The organism is Solirubrobacter soli DSM 22325, assembly GCF_000423665.1.
Lineage (GTDB): Bacteria > Actinomycetota > Thermoleophilia > Solirubrobacterales > Solirubrobacteraceae > Solirubrobacter > Solirubrobacter soli.
The window spans coordinates 126,125-140,341 of sequence record NZ_AUIK01000026.1 but is presented as its reverse complement, the minus strand read 5'-3'; the positions used below and the strand labels follow the sequence as shown (position 1 = coordinate 140,341).

General features: G+C 70.5%; 11 protein-coding genes. 4 read left to right on the top strand and 7 right to left on the bottom strand.

Annotated elements, in window-relative coordinates:
- Positions 1-6: 6 nt before the first annotated feature.
- Positions 7-1,101 carry a helix-turn-helix transcriptional regulator gene (locus G569_RS50305; protein ID WP_157592199.1) on the bottom strand — a complete coding sequence of 365 codons (1,095 nt, stop codon included), beginning with the start codon at positions 1,099-1,101 and terminating at the stop codon, positions 7-9.
- Positions 1,102-1,260: 159 nt separating this feature from the next.
- Between G569_RS50305 and G569_RS50300 the strand changes: the two genes are divergently transcribed.
- Positions 1,261-2,604: an FAD-binding oxidoreductase gene (locus G569_RS50300; protein WP_053226753.1), complete on the top strand. Its 1,344-nt coding sequence runs from the start codon at positions 1,261-1,263 to the stop codon at positions 2,602-2,604.
- Positions 2,605-2,624: 20 nt separating this feature from the next.
- Here the strand turns inward: G569_RS50300 and G569_RS0121310 are convergent, their stop codons facing one another.
- The 4 genes from G569_RS0121310 to G569_RS0121295 are packed head-to-tail and all read right to left on the bottom strand — an operon-like array spanning position 2,625 to position 6,335.
- Entirely contained in the window at positions 2,625-2,960 is a 336-nt protein-coding gene (locus G569_RS0121310) for a hypothetical protein (protein ID WP_028064931.1), read from the bottom strand.
- Entirely contained in the window at positions 2,957-3,694 is a 738-nt protein-coding gene (locus G569_RS0121305; RefSeq protein ID WP_028064930.1) for a succinate dehydrogenase/fumarate reductase iron-sulfur subunit, read from the bottom strand. The genes G569_RS0121310 and G569_RS0121305 overlap by 4 nt, the downstream gene beginning before the upstream one ends.
- The gene (locus G569_RS0121300) at positions 3,691-5,586 is read right to left on the bottom strand and encodes a fumarate reductase/succinate dehydrogenase flavoprotein subunit (RefSeq protein WP_084285338.1); all 1,896 of its coding nucleotides are present in this window, start codon (positions 5,584-5,586) and stop codon (positions 3,691-3,693) included. Before G569_RS0121300 ends, G569_RS0121305 begins: the two co-directional genes overlap by 4 nt.
- A gap of 14 nt (positions 5,587-5,600) precedes the next feature.
- Positions 5,601-6,335, bottom strand: a complete 735-nt coding sequence (locus G569_RS0121295) for a succinate dehydrogenase cytochrome b subunit (protein WP_211233042.1) — start codon at positions 6,333-6,335, stop codon at positions 5,601-5,603.
- Positions 6,336-6,401: 66 nt separating this feature from the next.
- Here G569_RS0121295 and G569_RS0121290 point away from each other — a divergent pair, with 66 nt between their 5' ends.
- Complete coding sequence (locus G569_RS0121290) at positions 6,402-8,318, top strand: glycerophosphodiester phosphodiesterase family protein (protein WP_028064927.1); 1,917 nt, start codon at positions 6,402-6,404, stop codon at positions 8,316-8,318.
- Positions 8,319-8,346: 28 nt separating this feature from the next.
- A complete protein-coding gene (locus G569_RS0121285; protein WP_053226752.1) occupies positions 8,347-9,816 on the top strand; it encodes a purine-cytosine permease family protein in 1,470 nt (489 codons plus the stop codon).
- A gap of 92 nt (positions 9,817-9,908) precedes the next feature.
- Here the strand turns inward: G569_RS0121285 and G569_RS50295 are convergent, their stop codons facing one another.
- The gene (locus tag G569_RS50295; RefSeq protein ID WP_053226751.1) at positions 9,909-10,874 is read right to left on the bottom strand and encodes a sigma-70 family RNA polymerase sigma factor; all 966 of its coding nucleotides are present in this window, start codon (positions 10,872-10,874) and stop codon (positions 9,909-9,911) included.
- A gap of 57 nt (positions 10,875-10,931) precedes the next feature.
- Here G569_RS50295 and rfbA point away from each other — a divergent pair, with 57 nt between their 5' ends.
- Complete coding sequence (rfbA, locus tag G569_RS0121275) at positions 10,932-11,795, top strand: glucose-1-phosphate thymidylyltransferase RfbA (RefSeq protein WP_028064925.1); 864 nt, start codon at positions 10,932-10,934, stop codon at positions 11,793-11,795.
- Here rfbA and G569_RS0121270 read toward each other — a convergent pair.
- Positions 11,792-14,101 (bottom strand): prealbumin-like fold domain-containing protein, encoded by a 2,310-nt coding sequence (locus tag G569_RS0121270; protein WP_028064924.1) that lies wholly within the window; start codon positions 14,099-14,101, stop codon positions 11,792-11,794. The two genes, rfbA and G569_RS0121270, sit on opposite strands and share 4 nt — an antisense overlap.
- Between the last annotated feature and the right edge of the window lie 116 nt (positions 14,102-14,217).

Genomic DNA, 14,217 nt, shown 5'->3' with positions numbered 1-14,217 from the left:
ATGAAGCTACGCCGCGGCGTGGATCGCGCCGCGCAGGACCTCGTGGTGGTGGTCGGCGAACATCTTCGCCACCAGCTCGGCGCGGCTCGAGACGCCCGTCTTCTCGTAGACGGCCTTGAGGTGGTCCTGGATCGTGTAGCGGGAGAGGTGCAGCTCGTGGGCGATCTCGTTCGTCGACAGCCCGCGGGAGAGCGCGCGGGTGACGTCCACCTCGCGCGGCGTGAGCTCGTAGGCGTCGACGATCAGCGGGGCGACCTCGCTCGCCTTGGCCGGCTCGATGACCACGGCGACCTCGCCTTCGGCGGCGCCCTGCAGGCAGGAGGCGTGGATGAGCAGCCAGAGGCCGGCGCGGGTGCGCACGCGGGTGCGTGAGGCTCCGCCGCGAGCGCGGGCCTCGGCGGCGGCGACGGTGATCTCGCTCGGCAGGTCGCCGTCGAGTCCCTGTCCGCGGAGGCGGTAGATCGACTCGAGGTCGTCGAGCCAGGCGAGCGCTTCCGGGGTGGCGGAGGCGAGGTGGTTGGAGGCGTCGAGGATCGCCATCCCGGGGCCGCGGACGGCGGTGCCGTGCGCGGGGTAGGAGATCAGCGCCAGTCGCAGCGCTCGCCCGAGGATCGGGGCGATCGTCTCGACGAACGCGATCTCGTCCTCGGTGAATCCCGTGCTCGTGTCGGCGCGATTGATCTGCACGAGGCCCCAGCCGCGGCCGCCGGCGTTGAACGTCGCGCGCAGCTCCGCGTCGGCGTCCATGTGCGTGCGCAGCTCGCGCCAGCGGGCGCTGCGCTGCGGGCGGCCGCCCGTCGCGGCGTGCAGGTCGGCGACCGGCCGCGGCGCGCGGGCGATGTCACTGAACTTGTTGAAGTCGGGGACCTCGAACTCGTACTCCCAGAACGGCTTGCACATGCTCTGCGGCATGTTGCGGACGACGCCGGCGCCGATGCCGAGCAGCGTGTCGGGGTCGGTCGCCGCGACGATCAGCGCGTCGATCGGCATCGCCGCGCACAATTCGTCCGCCACGCCCTCGATCAGGCTCTGGGCAGGGAGACGCTCGGCGGCGAGCGCCTCGATCCTTCGCACTGCTCGGGAGAGGCCGTTCGCTGGCATGCGGCGACCCTACGGACGCCATGCGCACCGGGCGATGCGGCTAGCTTCACCGCTCGGGGTGGATCGCCGAACCCCCCTGAAACGCGGGGGTGGCCGGGGCGCGACTCACCCCTGATCGCGGGATCGACGCCGGGGCCCGGAATCCCGACCATCGGCGACATGCTCACCGCGCCTGAAGCCATCGACTCCCTCGTTCTCCCTGGCGACCCGACCTACGACGACGCCCGCTCGGCCTTCAACCTCCTGCTCGACCAGCACCCCGCTGCCATCGCCTTCCCCGCCGACGCCGACGAGGTCGTCGCGGCGGTCGACTACGCCCGCGAGGCGGGCCTGCGCATCGCGCCCCAGGCGACCGCACACAACCAGGGCCCGCTGGGCGGCCTCGAGCAGACGCTGCTGCTCAACGTCAGCCGGCTGCAGGAGGTGCACGTCGACCCGGGCGCCAAGCTGGTGCGGGTGGGCGCCGGCGCCAAGTGGGAGCGCGTTGTCCCGCGCCTGTCGGCGTACGGCCTGGCGGGGCTGCACGGCTCCTCGCCCGACGTGGGCGTCGCCGGCTATTCGCTCGGCGGCGGGATCGGCTGGCTGTCGCGCAAGTACGGCATGCAGGCCAACGCGGTGACCGCGTTCGAGCTGGTCACGGCCGACGGTCGGCTCGTCCGCACCGACGCCGAGCACCACCCCGACCTGTTCTGGGCGCTGCGCGGCGGCGGCGGGAACTTCGGCGTGGTGACCGCGATCGAGTTCGAGGTCTTCGAGGTCGACGAGCTCTACGCCGGCGCGATGTTCTTCCCGATGTCGCACGCGTCCGCCGTGCTGAAGACGTGGGTGGAGCTGCTGCCCTCGCTGCCGGACGAGATGATGACCTGGGCGTCGATCATGCACTTCCCGCCGATCCCGGACGTCCCGGCCTTCGCCCGCGGCCGCTCGTTCGCGGTCGTGATGGGCGCGTTCCTCGGCAATCAGGCCGACGGTCGCGACCTCCTGTGGCCGCTGCGCGACCTGCGCCCCGTGCGTGACACGTTCGCGATGGTCCCGCCGGTCGCGCTCTCAGATCTCGCGATGGACCCGCTCGACCCGGTGCCGTTCCACCTCACCCACCAGCTCCTGGACGGGCTCTCGCCCGAGACGATCGAGACGCTGGTCGCCTCCTCCGGTCCCGAGTCCGGCGTCACGATCCTGCAGCTGCGCCACATGGGCGGCGCGCTGGCGCGCGAGACGCCCGAGGCAGGCGCGCGGGCGACGCTCCCGGGCGAGATCTGCATGATGGCGCTGGGCGTCGTCGTCAACGCCGAGTCCGACGCGGCCGTCCGCCTCGCGCTCGCTGACATCGACGCCACCGTCCTCCCGCACCGCGCCGGCCACTACCCGAACTTCGTCGAGGTGCCGGCGGACGCGAGCCGCTTCTTCGAGCCCGCCACGTGGGACATGCTTCGCGAGGTCAAGGCCCGCTACGACGCCACCGACCTCTTCGTCGGCAGCCACCACATCCCGCCGCGCACTTAAAGGGGTCAGGCCCCTTTAAGTTATGCCGGGCCTTCGCCGAAGGGCTCGAGGCCCGGGTCGTCGGCGACGGCGCCGACGGCCACCCGCAGCCAGGAGTCCACGCGCGGCTGCACGCGCTCCAGCGACTCGAGCTCCTGCGCCAGCTGCAGCGCGCGATCGGCGGCGATGTCGCCCTGGCCGCGCGCCGCGGCGTCGTCGACGGCTCGCAGCGCGCGTTCGAGGTCGCCGCGGAGCGTGGTGATGCGGGCGTCGACGCGGCGGGCCGTCCATGCGTACCCCATGACGCGCTTGCGGTGGCGTTCCTCGATCCCCTTGGGAACGGAGGCGATCAGGCGGTCGATCTGGGCGGCGTTCACGAGAGCCGCGCCTTGCGGAAGTCGCGATTGAGCATCGCGATGAAATCTATGCTGATCTCCTTCGGGCAGGCGGCCGAGCACTCCTGGTGGTTGGTGCAGGAGCCGAAGTACTCCTCCATCGTCCCGACCATCGCGAGCGTGCGCTTGCCGCGCTCGGGCTGGCCCTGCGGGAGCAGGTTCAGGTGGGCGAGCTTGGCGGCCGTGAAGAGCTGGCCCGCGCCGTTGGGGCACGCGGCGACGCAGGCGCCGCAGCCGATGCAGGCGGCGGCGTCCATCGCGCGGTCGGCATCGGCCTTCGGGACCGCGATCAGGTTCGCGTCCGGGGCGGACCCCGTAGGCGCGGTGATGAAGCCGCCCGACTCGATGATGCGGTCGAACGCTCCGCGGTCGACGACGAGGTCCTTGACGAGCGGGAAGCCCGCCGCGCGCCACGGCTCGACGGTCACGACGTCACCGTCGTTGAAGCGGCGCATGTGCAGCTGGCATGTGGCGGTGCCGCGCTGCGGGCCGTGGGCCTGGCCGTCGATCATCAGCCCGCACGAGCCGCAGATCCCTTCGCGGCAGTCGCTGTCGAACGCGACCGGCTCGCGCCCCTCGCCGACGAGCTTCTCGTTGAGCGAGTCCAGCAGCTCCAGGAACGACATCTCGTGGGTGACATCGTCGACCTCGTAGGTCTCGAAGTCGCCCTCGACGTCCGGGCCGGCCTGGCGCCACACGCGCAGCGTCAGCTTCATGCGTAGCTCCTCTGCGACGGCCGCACGTGCTGGAAGGTCAGGTTCTCCTTGTGCAGGATCGGCTCGCCCCCCGTGTACTCCCACGCCGCCACGTAGGCGAAGCGGTCGTCGTCGCGCAGCGCCTCGCCATCGGGCGTCTGGTGCTCCTCGCGGAAGTGCCCGCCGCAGGACTCCTCGCGGTGCAGCGCGTCGCGGCACATCAGCTGGGCGACCTCGAAGAAGTCGTCGACGCGGCCCGCCTTCTCCAGCGACTGGTTCAAGGACTCCTCGTCGCCGAGGACCTTCACGCCCACCTTGAAGCGATCGTGCAGCTTGGCGATCTCGGCCATCGCGTGCTCGAGGCCCGGCCCGTTGCGGGCCATGCCACACGCCTCCCAGAGGATCTTGCCGAGCTCGCGGTGGAACCAGTCGACGGAATGCTCGCCCTCGGCGCGCAGGTAGTGCGAGACCCGGTCGCGCACCGTGGCCTCGGCCTCCGCGAACGCCTCATGCGAGGTGTCCAGCGGCGCGGTTCCCAGCAGCGGCGCCAGGAAGTCGCCGATCGTCACCGGCAGGATGAAGTAGCCGTCCGCGAGCCCCTGCATCAGGGCGGAGGCGCCGAGCCGGTTCGCGCCGTGGTCGGAGAAGTTCGCCTCGCCGATCGCGTACAGCCCGGGCACCGTGGTCATCAGGTCGTAGTCGACCCACAGGCCGCCCATCGTGTAGTGCGGAGCGGGGTAGATGCGCATCGGAACCTGGTACGGGTCCTCGCCGGTGATCCGCTCATACATCTGGAAGAGGTTCCCGTACCTGGCGCGGATGACGTCCATCCCGAGCCGGTTGATGGCGTCGGCGAAGTCGAGGTAGACGCCGTTGCGGCGGGCGCCGACGCCGCGGTCCTCGTCGATCATCGCCTTCGCGGCGCGCGATGCCACATCACGCGGGACGAGGTTGCCGAACGCCGGGTAGCGGCGCTCGAGGAAGTAGTCGCGCTCGGCCTCGGGGATCTTGTTCGGCGCGCGGTCGTCGCCGACCTTGATCGGGACCCAGATGCGGCCGTCGTTGCGCAGCGACTCGCTCATCAGCGTCAGCTTGGACTGCGTGTCGTCGGACTGCGGGATGCAGGTCGGGTGGATCTGCGTGAAGCAGGGGTTCGCGAACGCGGCGCCGCGCTTGTGGGCGCGCCAGATCGCGGTGGCGTTGGACGCCTTGGCGTTGGTGCTCAGGAAGAACGCGTTGGAGTAGCCGCCGGTGGCGAGCACGACCGCGTGGGCGGAATGACTCTGCACCTCGCCGGTCAGGAGGTTGCGCGTGACGATCCCGCGGGCGACGCCGTCCGAGACCACGACGTCGAGCATCTCCGTGCGCGTGTGCAGCTGCACCTTGCCGGCGGCGACCTGGCGCATCATCGCCTGGTACGCGCCGAGCAGCAGCTGCTGCCCGGTCTGCCCACGCGCGTAGAACGTGCGCGAGACCTGCGCGCCGCCGAAGGAGCGGTTGTCGAGCAGCCCGCCGTACTCGCGCGCGAACGGGACGCCTTGCGCGGTCGCCTGGTCGATGATCTCGTTCGAGACCTGCGCCAGCCGGTACACGTTGGCCTCGCGGCTGCGGAAGTCGCCGCCCTTGATCGTGTCGTAGAAGAGCCGGAAGATCGAGTCGCCGTCGTTGCGGTAGTCCTTGGCGGCGTTGATGCCGCCCTGGGCGGCGATCGAGTGCGCCCGCCGCGGCGAGTCGTGGAACGTGAAGACCTGGACCTCGTAGCCGAGCTCGGCGAGCGTGGCGGCGGCGGAGGCACCGGCGAGGCCCGTTCCCACGACGATGACCTTGAAGCGCCGCTTGTTGGACGCGTTGACCAGCCGGACGGTGAAGCGATGGTTGTCCCAGGCCCGCTGGATCGAGCCCGGCGGGATCATCGACTCGAGCTCGATCAATTCACCACTCCGAGCATCACCGACAGCGGGAACGAGACGTTGCCGACGACGATCACGACGGCGAACACGGTCGCGATCGTCCGCTGGCGCGGAATCCGCAGGCCGAGGCTCTGGAACATGCTCCAGACGCCGTGGAACAGGTGCAGGCCGAGCGCGAGGTTGGCCACGATGTAGATCAGCGCGACCGGTGTGCGCTCGAAGCTCGCGATCAGGTTGTGGTACGGGTCGCCCTCGACGAAGTCCGGGTTCGCCGGCCCCCAGGTGAGGTCGAGCAGGTGGAAGACGATGAACAGCGCGACGATGATCCCCGTCCAGCGCATCGTCCGGCTGGCGAAGCTGGCGACCACGTAGTCGCGCTTGGAGCGGTATGCGTCCGGCCGCGCGCGCCGGTTGATCATCGTCAGCGCGTAGGCGGCGTGGATGTGCGCGGCCACCGCCACCAGTAGCAGGATCCGCGCGGCCCACAGCATCGTCGCGCGCGGCAGCGCCGGCTCGCCGATCTCGCGCAGCCAGTGGCTGTATGTGTCCAGCGCCGACTCCCCGAAGTAGAACTTCAAGTTGCCGACCATGTGCAGCAGGACGAAGCCCATCAGGATGAACCCTGAGATGGCCATGACGTACTTCTTGCCGACCGCCGTGGAGTAGAGCGACGGCCGCGTTCCGAGCGCGGCGCCCATGTAGAGGAGCGATCCTAGCCCGCGCGCTGCGAACCACCCGGTCACGTCGGACATGTCCGCGTCGCGACAGACCGGACTTCGTCCGGTGACAGACGCTCCTGATGCGACTAGCGTCGCGCCATGGAGTACGAGCGCGGGGTCGTGGAGGAACCCCGGCGGCCGCGGTCGACCGTCCCGGATACCGCGCCCGTGCGTCATCCGCTGCTGGCGCTCCAGGGAACGGCCGGAAACCAGGCCGCGACGCGCTGGGTCCAGCGCCAGTTCGTCGAGCAGACCACGGCCAGACGGGTCGTGCCGCCGTCCGAGATCGCGACGACGCTCAAGGACGTCGACTTGCAGAAGCTGATCGCCGGCCGCCTGGGGGGTCCCGTCGAGCCCGAGAAGGCGGTTCCGTACGCGCTGAAGAAGCTCGCGGAGGGTCCGGACATCACGTTCACCACCAAGGAGGAACTGGTCAAGAACATCGATCAGCGCCTCGCGCAGATCGCTCCGACGGCGGGTGACGAGCCGACGAGCAGAGGGCGGCGCAAGCTCAACCGGATCGTCGGCCAGCTGAACGAGAAGTTGCAGCGGCTCGCGGCGACCCAGACCGCCGCCAAGAAGCTGCTCGACAAGTTCGGCCCGGTGGTCGAATACGCGTCCCGGCCGGCCGACAAGCGCGACGACCAGAAGCTGCTGATCGAGTGCCAGGCGTGTCTCGACGCGTTCAGCGTGCTGCTGTCGGGCGACGTGCACGGCATGTGGGTCGGCTACGACGCCGTTTCGAGCTTCGGTCCGTTGGGCCACGCGCTCGTCACCGCGGCGGGGACATCGAAGGGCGCCGACGGGCTCAAAGACGTGCACGGTCAGAACCTCGGCAAGCTGCGGGAGATCCGGCGCCTGATGGCCACACGGCCGGGCGTCTCGGTCGTGGCGCACCGCGGCAGCGGCCCCACCAACCGCACGATGGGCGGGCTGATCGCCCAGGCCGACCAGCGCCGGACGACCCGACCCGCGGAGAACTCCCCGGACGCGTTCAAGGCCGCGCTCGACGAGACGACGCACGTGGAGTCGAGCACGAAGCCGCCGGTCCCGCGGCTCGACGGCGTCGAGTGCGACGTCTTCCTGTCACAGGACCGCGTCCCGATCCTCACCCACGAAGGACGGATCAAGGAGCAGCTCAACCAGATCCGTCAGACCGCGGAGAACACGCTCGCCGAGACGACCGAGGTCCACCAGGTGACCGCTGACCGCATCAAGCAGATCCTGCGCACGCAGAGTCCGACGAGCCGCTTCATCACGCTCACCGAATTCCTGGCGCAGGTCCGGCCGTACGGCCAGCTGTACTTCGAGGCGACGGGCTTCCCGTTGCGGGTCGAGATCGAGATGAAGGGCACCAAGCACGACAACGACTTCGCGCACGCCGAGGGCGAGTCGCCGCTCACGAAGGCGGTCGCGAAGATCGTCAGCCAGGAGATCAAGAGCGCGCAGGGCAACCCGGTCGAGTACATCCTCTTCAACGGCACGCCGGCGGACATCCCGGTGTTCTCGGCCGTGCGCACCGAGAAGTCCGCGCTCGGCGGCCTGTACACGGGAACGGCACCGGCGTCGACCACGCTTCCGGAGACCTTCAACAAGCTCTGGGTCGACGAGCTCCGCTACCAGTTCACGACGGCGATCCCGCCGCGCGACCAGATCGAGAAGTTCCACGCCAAGACGAACCCCAAGGCCGCGGAGGTCCTCGGGAATCTGCTCAAGGGGTACATCGTCACGCTCGTCTACGGCCAGGAGTTCGCGCCGCGCGATCATCCGGCCTACAACTCGCCGGAGCTGCAAGGCTCAGAGCCGACCCACGACATCGCGCTGACAGGACGCACCAGCGACCAGGTGACGAAGGCGCTGGAGCGGCGCATCGCCCACGGCACGGACACCGAAGAGCTGATCCAGCTGTGGCTCGAGTGGTACGTCAAGGGCGGTGGGCAGGTCTCCCACCTGCACGTGCTGACGGACTTCCCCGCCAAGGCCTGGTGGATGAAGGACAAGCTGAGCAAGGTCTGACCGCGCGCAGGCGTACAGTCGTGGCGCAATGAGCGCCGTCGAGCACCTGCCCGCCGAGCGCGCGCCCCGCGGCGTGGAGCTCAACGGGATCAACGTCATCGCCGAGAGCGAGCGCCAAGGGGAGCCGCGCTCGCTGTTCTGGCCCTGGTTCGCCTCGAACATCTCCGTGCTGGGGGTCTCCTACGGCGCGTTCATCCTCGGGTTCGGGATCTCGTTCTGGCAGGCGGTGCTCGCGGGCGTGGTCGGCATCGTCGTGTCCTTCTCGCTGTGCGGCGTGATCGCGCTGGCGGGCAAGCGCGGGTCGGCGCCGACGATGGTGCTCTCGCGCGCGGCGTTCGGCGTGCGTGGGAACCGGCTGCCGTCCGCGCTCTCGTGGCTGCTGACGGTCGGCTGGGAGACGGTGCTGGTGGTGCTGGCGACGCTGGCCACCGCGACGGTCTTCAAGGAGCTCGGCTGGGGCGGGGGAGACGGGACCAAGGTCGTCGCGCTGGTCGTGGTGTCCGCGATCACCGTGGCCGCGGGCGTGGCGGGCTTCGACGTCGTGATGCGCCTGCAGGCCGCGATCACCGTGATCGCGGGGGTGCTGACCGTCGTCTACATGCTGCTGGTCGCCGACGAGATCCACTGGAGCGTCGTCTCGGCGCGCCCGGCGGGCTCCACGCAGGAGCAGATCGGCGCGCTCGTGTTCGTGATGACGGGCTTCGGGCTGGGGTGGGTGAACGCGGCCGCGGACTACTCCCGCTACCTGCCGCGCAACGCGTCCGGGCGCGGCGTGTTCGGCTGGACGACGTTCGGCGGCGCCGTCGGCCCGGTCATCCTCGTGATCTTCGGCCTGCTGCTCGCCGGGTCGTCGCAGAAGCTCTCGGACGCGATCGCGCTCGACCCGATCGGCGCGCTGACGACGCTGCTGCCGACGTGGTTCCTGGTGCCGTTCGCGATCACGGCGGTGCTGGGCCTGATCGGCGGCGCGGTCCTGGACATCTACTCCTCAGGGCTCGCGCTGCTCTCCGCCGGCCTGCCGATCCCGCGCTTCCTGGCGGCGGGCGTCGACGGCGTGATCATGGTCGCGGGCACGATCTACGTCGTCTTCTTCACCGACAACTTCCTCGCGCAGTTCCAGGGCTTCCTGATCACCCTCGGCGTGCCGATCGCGGCCTGGTGCGGCGTGATGCTCGCCGACGTGGCGCTGCGCCGCGCCCCCTATGCCGAGCCCGAGCTCTTCGACCCCGCCGGCCGCTACGGCGACGTCCGCCTGCTGCCGCTGACGCTGGTCGTCGCCGGCTCGGCGATCGGCTGGGGCCTGGTCACGAACACCGCCGCGGGCTGGCTCGACTGGCAGGGCTACCTGCTCGGCCCGCTCGGGCTGGGCGGGAAGGACGGCGCGTGGGCGTTCGCGGGCCTCGGCGTCCTCGCCGCCTTGGTGATCGGCCTGCTCGGCACCTTGATCGGCACGCGCAGCCAGGTGCGCGCCCAGGAGCGGCCGGCGGGGATCTCGTAGCGGCAGACGCGCTCGACGTTGCGGGTGGCGATGAACAGCGTGGCGAATTGGTCCATGCCAGGGTTGACCGGCCCGCGACGCCAAAGTGATCGCTACTCGCGAATCTCTTCCGGAAGGCCGAAGCGCGGGAAGATCCCCTTGGTCTTGAACGCCGTCACCGCGGCGATCCGGTCGCCTCGGATCGTGTAGACGTCGAGCGCCTCCGGGAGGAAGAGCCCCGCCGCCGGCTCCCACATGTAGGAACCGATCGCCGTCTGGCCGTTGGCGCGGGCGGGCAGGTGGCGCCACTGGTTCGTCAGCGGCCACTCGACCAGGAACGCGCGCAGCGCCTCGCCGCGATACCACGTCGAGTCGGGCGGCATCGACCAGGTGGCGTCCGCGGTCAGCTCGGCCACGACCGCGTCGACGTCGCTGCGCTCCATCGCGTCGACCAGCCGCTCGACGAGGGCCCGCAGCCGCGTGTCTCCGAGCCCCCGCGCCGCGGTCTGCTGGCTCTCCTGGGGCAGCCGGCTCTCGAGCGTGCGCCGCGCGCGGCCGAGCGCGCTGTTCGCGGAGGCGACCGACATGTCGAGCACGTCCGCGACCTCGCGCGCGGAGAACCCGAGCACGTCGCGGAGCAGGAGGACCGCGCGCTGACGCGGTGGGAGGAACTGCGTCGCCGCGACGAACGCGAGCTCGACGCTCTCCCGCCGCTCGTAGCGCGCCTCGGGCCCGGCGAGGCCCTCCGGCTCCTCGTGCGGGTAGGGCTCGATCCACACCGACTCCTCGAGCGGTCGCCCCGGCACCGCGTGGACCTCGGCGGGGCCGACGTGGTCGGTCGGAAGCGCGCGGGACGCTCGCCGGGCGGCGACGTCGAGCGAGGCGTTCGTCGCCACCTTGTACAGCCACGTGCGCACCGAGCTGCGGCCCTCGAAGCGCGCCAGGCCCCGCCACGCCCGCAGCAGGGCGTCCTGGAGCGCGTCCTCGGCGTCCTCGACGGAACCGAGCATCCGGTAGCAGTGCGCGTGCAGCTCCCGCCGGAACGGTTCGACGAGCTCGAGGTAGGCGGTGTCGGTCATCACCGTTTAGACCGCTTTCAATCCGCAAACTGATCGGCCGCAATAGACTGCCGCGCCGTGAGAGGCATCGTGCTTGCCGGAGGATCGGGAACTCGCCTGTACCCGATCACCAAGGGCATCTCCAAGCAGATCATGCCGGTGTACGACAAGCCGATGATCTACTACCCGCTGACGACGCTGATGCAGGCGGGCATCCGCGAGATCCTGGTCATCACGACCCCTGAGGATCAGAGCCAGTTCCAGCGCCTGCTGGGCGACGGCAGCCAATGGGGGTGCCGGATCGAGTACGCGGTCCAGGACGCGCCGCGCGGGCTGGCCGAGGCCTTCATCATCGGCGCCGACTTCATCGGCGACGGGCCCGTGGCGATGGTCCTGGGCGACAACATCTTCTACGGCTACGGCCTCGGGAACCAGCTCAAGGGCTACACCGATCCCGACGGCGGCGCCGTCTTCGCCTACCACGTCGCGGACCCCGAGCGCTACGGCGTCGTCGAGTTCGACGAGCGGATGCAGGCGCTCTCGATCGAGGAGAAGCCGGAGCGCCCGCGCTCGCGCTTCGCGGTCGTCGGCCTGTACTTCTACGACAACGACGTGGTCCGGATCGCGCAGTCGATTAAGCCGAGCCCGCGCGGCGAGCTCGAGATCACGGACATCAACCGCGAGTACCTCGAGCGCGGCAAGCTGCAGGTCGCCGTGCTCGGCCGTGGGACCGCGTGGTTGGACACCGGCACGTTCGTCTCACTGATGCAGGCCGCCGAGTTCGTGCGCGTGATCGAGGAGCGCCAGGGGTTGAAGATCGGCTCCCCGGAGGAGATCGCCTGGCGCGAAGGCTTCATCGACGACGCCGGCCTGCGGGCGGTCGCCGAGCCGCTCGTCAAGAGCGGCTACGGCGAGTACCTGCACGGGCTGTTGGACACCTAGCAGCGCAGCCGCGCGACCGCCACGCAGGCGACTCCCTGGCCCGGTCGCGGCCCGTAGATGCGCGTGTCCGCGTGGTCGTCGACAAGGTGCGCGTTGCTCGCCGTCGCGGCGGCGATGTTGCGTTTGAGCCCCGGGCTGCCCGCCTTGATCACGACGCTGCCGTGGACGGTGCGCGACTCGCCCGGGTCCAACGTCCCGATCCGCCAGACCGCGTTGCCGCGCACGCGGCGGTAGGGCGTGTCGGTCTTGAGCGAGGTGAACGCCACCGCGGCGGGCGGGATGTCGGCGACCTGGACGCCGGTCGCCGCCACGTCGCCGGTGTTCGTGACCTTCAGTGAGAAGCGCACCGTCTGCCCGACGGCGGCGACCTCCGGCGCGGTCTTGACGATCTCGAGCTCGGTCGCGTTGGTGTCCGACGCGCCCTCGGTGCCGCCCTGGTCAGGGGTCGGCGTCGGGCTCACCGTCGGCCCGGGCGTCGCCGTCGCGGTCGGCGTGGGCGAGACGCTGGGCTGCGGCGTGGGCGTCGTTGTCGGGGTCGGTGTTGGCGTCGGCGTCGGCGTCGGCGTCGGGAACGGCGGGTTGGTGCGCAGGTCGTGGTAGGTGCAGACGACCGAGTCGCCGGGCCCGATCGTGATCGTCACCTGCGCGCCCGCGATCAGCACCGCGGGGTCTGAGCAGGTGATGCTCGTCAGCGCCCAGTTGACCGGCACGCGCTCGCTCACGGTGTAGGTGCCGGGCGGCAGGTTGGCGAAGATCTTCGACGCCGCGGCCGGATCGGCCGCGCTGTCGACGAGGGTGAAGTCGCCCAGCGGCCCCGAGCCCGTGAACTCGAAGGCCTTCGCGCCTTGCGGGGTCGCCGCCTTCTCGATCTCGATCGTGCCCGGGATGATCCGGTTGCGGACCGTGCACCTCGCGTACTGGTTCGGCCCGATGACCGCTGTCGCACGCGGGGTCGGCGAGGTCGTGCGCTTGATGATGCGGGTCCCGGTGCGGGTCGGCGCGGCGGTCGCGCACGTGGCGTCGACGAAGGCATAGCCCGCCTTGAGCGTCTCCTCGAGGGTGACGGTGCTGGTCGCGGTGGAGTCCGTCGGCTTCCACTGGAACGTCGCGATCCCGTCGTCGTTGGTCACCTGCTTTCGCTCGCCGCGATCGGGTGGCGGCGCCGGCTGCACCCAGGCGTACCTCCCGTCGCTCATCGACACCGACGCTGAGAACTCCCACCCGGGGTCGGGCCGGAAGACGCCGTCGCCCTCGTCGACGAGCTTGGTGACCGTGACCGATGCCTCGCACAGCGCGACGGCGATCTGCCGCAGCGCCGCGGCAAGGTCGTCGAAGTTCTGCACGAGCGTGTAGTCCGCCGACTCGAACGCCGTCTCCGGGAAGCTGTCGAAGCCGGAGATCGCGGTGAGCCTGCTCGCGCTCGCGGGCTTGGTCACCGCCGCGCCGACGCCCATCGCGAACACGTGCGAGCCCTGTCCCTTGACCAGGTCGGCCTGGATCGCCGCCGGGCGCATCGCACGCACGTCGCCGTCGGGCAGGCCGGTCTGCACGCCGGTGGCCGTGTTGCGCGCGGTCGGGTCGCCGTCGGTGATGAACACGACCAGGTCGGCGAGCGGGCCGAGGTCGTTGGCGGCGCGGACCTCGCCGAACGCGGCCTCCCAGTTGGTGTAGCCGTTCGGCTTGTAGCCGGTCGCCAGGTACGGGTTGAAGACACTGGAGATCGTGTCCACCGTCACCGTCGTATAGGGCACCGGACGCGCGGCCGACGAGCTGAAGTCGACGATCGAGACCTTCGCCCCGGTGCCCGCGAGCGCGGTCAGGAACGCGCGGGTCGCGTTCTTGACGGTCTCGGTCTGCCCGGACGAGGCGATCGAGCCCGACTCGTCGAGCACCAGCATCACGTTGATCCCGCAGCGCGGCGGCAGGTTCGGGTTGGCGGCGGGCGTGGTGACGCGCAGGCCGTCCACGAGCCTGTACGGCGTCCCCGCGGTGCCTGCGCAGTCGTCATCCGCGTAGGGCGTGAACGTCACGTCATAGTTGCCGGGGTCGCCAGGTGCGGTGACCCTGAACGCCGCGTGCCGCCCGATCCCTGAGCTCTCGTTGTCGTGACCGGCGCAGACCGGGGGCTCGCTGCCGAAGCGGACCCGGGTCGCCCGCCAGGTCGTGGCCGTGACGTTGGCGGTCACGCTCGCGTCCATGACACTGCCGGCCGGCGCCGACGTGCTCGCGACGCCGTCGATGGTCGCTCCCGTGGCCGTGATCCCCGCGGCCGCGACGGCCGGGAACGCCGCGGCGGAGAAGAACACCGCTGCGACGAGACTCAGAAGACCAGAACGACCCCTGCGCATGGTGCATCCTGCGCACTCAGACGCGGTGTGTGCATCATCCGAACCGGATGACGCCGTGCGGCGGGGCCGGCCGC

Excerpts from the sequence above, each read along its gene's own strand:
- G569_RS50305 (WP_157592199.1), bottom strand. The coding sequence starts at position 1,101 with ATGCCAGCGAACGGCCTCTCCCGAGCAGTGCGAAGGATCGAGGCGCTC.
- G569_RS50300 (WP_053226753.1), top strand. The coding sequence starts at position 1,261 with ATGCTCACCGCGCCTGAAGCCATCGACTCCCTCGTTCTCCCTGGCGAC.
- G569_RS0121305 (WP_028064930.1), bottom strand. The coding sequence starts at position 3,694 with ATGAAGCTGACGCTGCGCGTGTGGCGCCAGGCCGGCCCGGACGTCGAG.
- G569_RS0121300 (WP_084285338.1), bottom strand. The coding sequence starts at position 5,586 with ATGATCCCGCCGGGCTCGATCCAGCGGGCCTGGGACAACCATCGCTTC.
- G569_RS0121295 (WP_211233042.1), bottom strand. The coding sequence starts at position 6,335 with ATGTCCGACGTGACCGGGTGGTTCGCAGCGCGCGGGCTAGGATCGCTC.
- G569_RS0121290 (WP_028064927.1), top strand. The coding sequence starts at position 6,402 with ATGGAGTACGAGCGCGGGGTCGTGGAGGAACCCCGGCGGCCGCGGTCG.
- G569_RS0121285 (WP_053226752.1), top strand. The coding sequence starts at position 8,347 with ATGAGCGCCGTCGAGCACCTGCCCGCCGAGCGCGCGCCCCGCGGCGTG.
- G569_RS50295 (WP_053226751.1), bottom strand. The coding sequence starts at position 10,874 with ATGACCGACACCGCCTACCTCGAGCTCGTCGAACCGTTCCGGCGGGAG.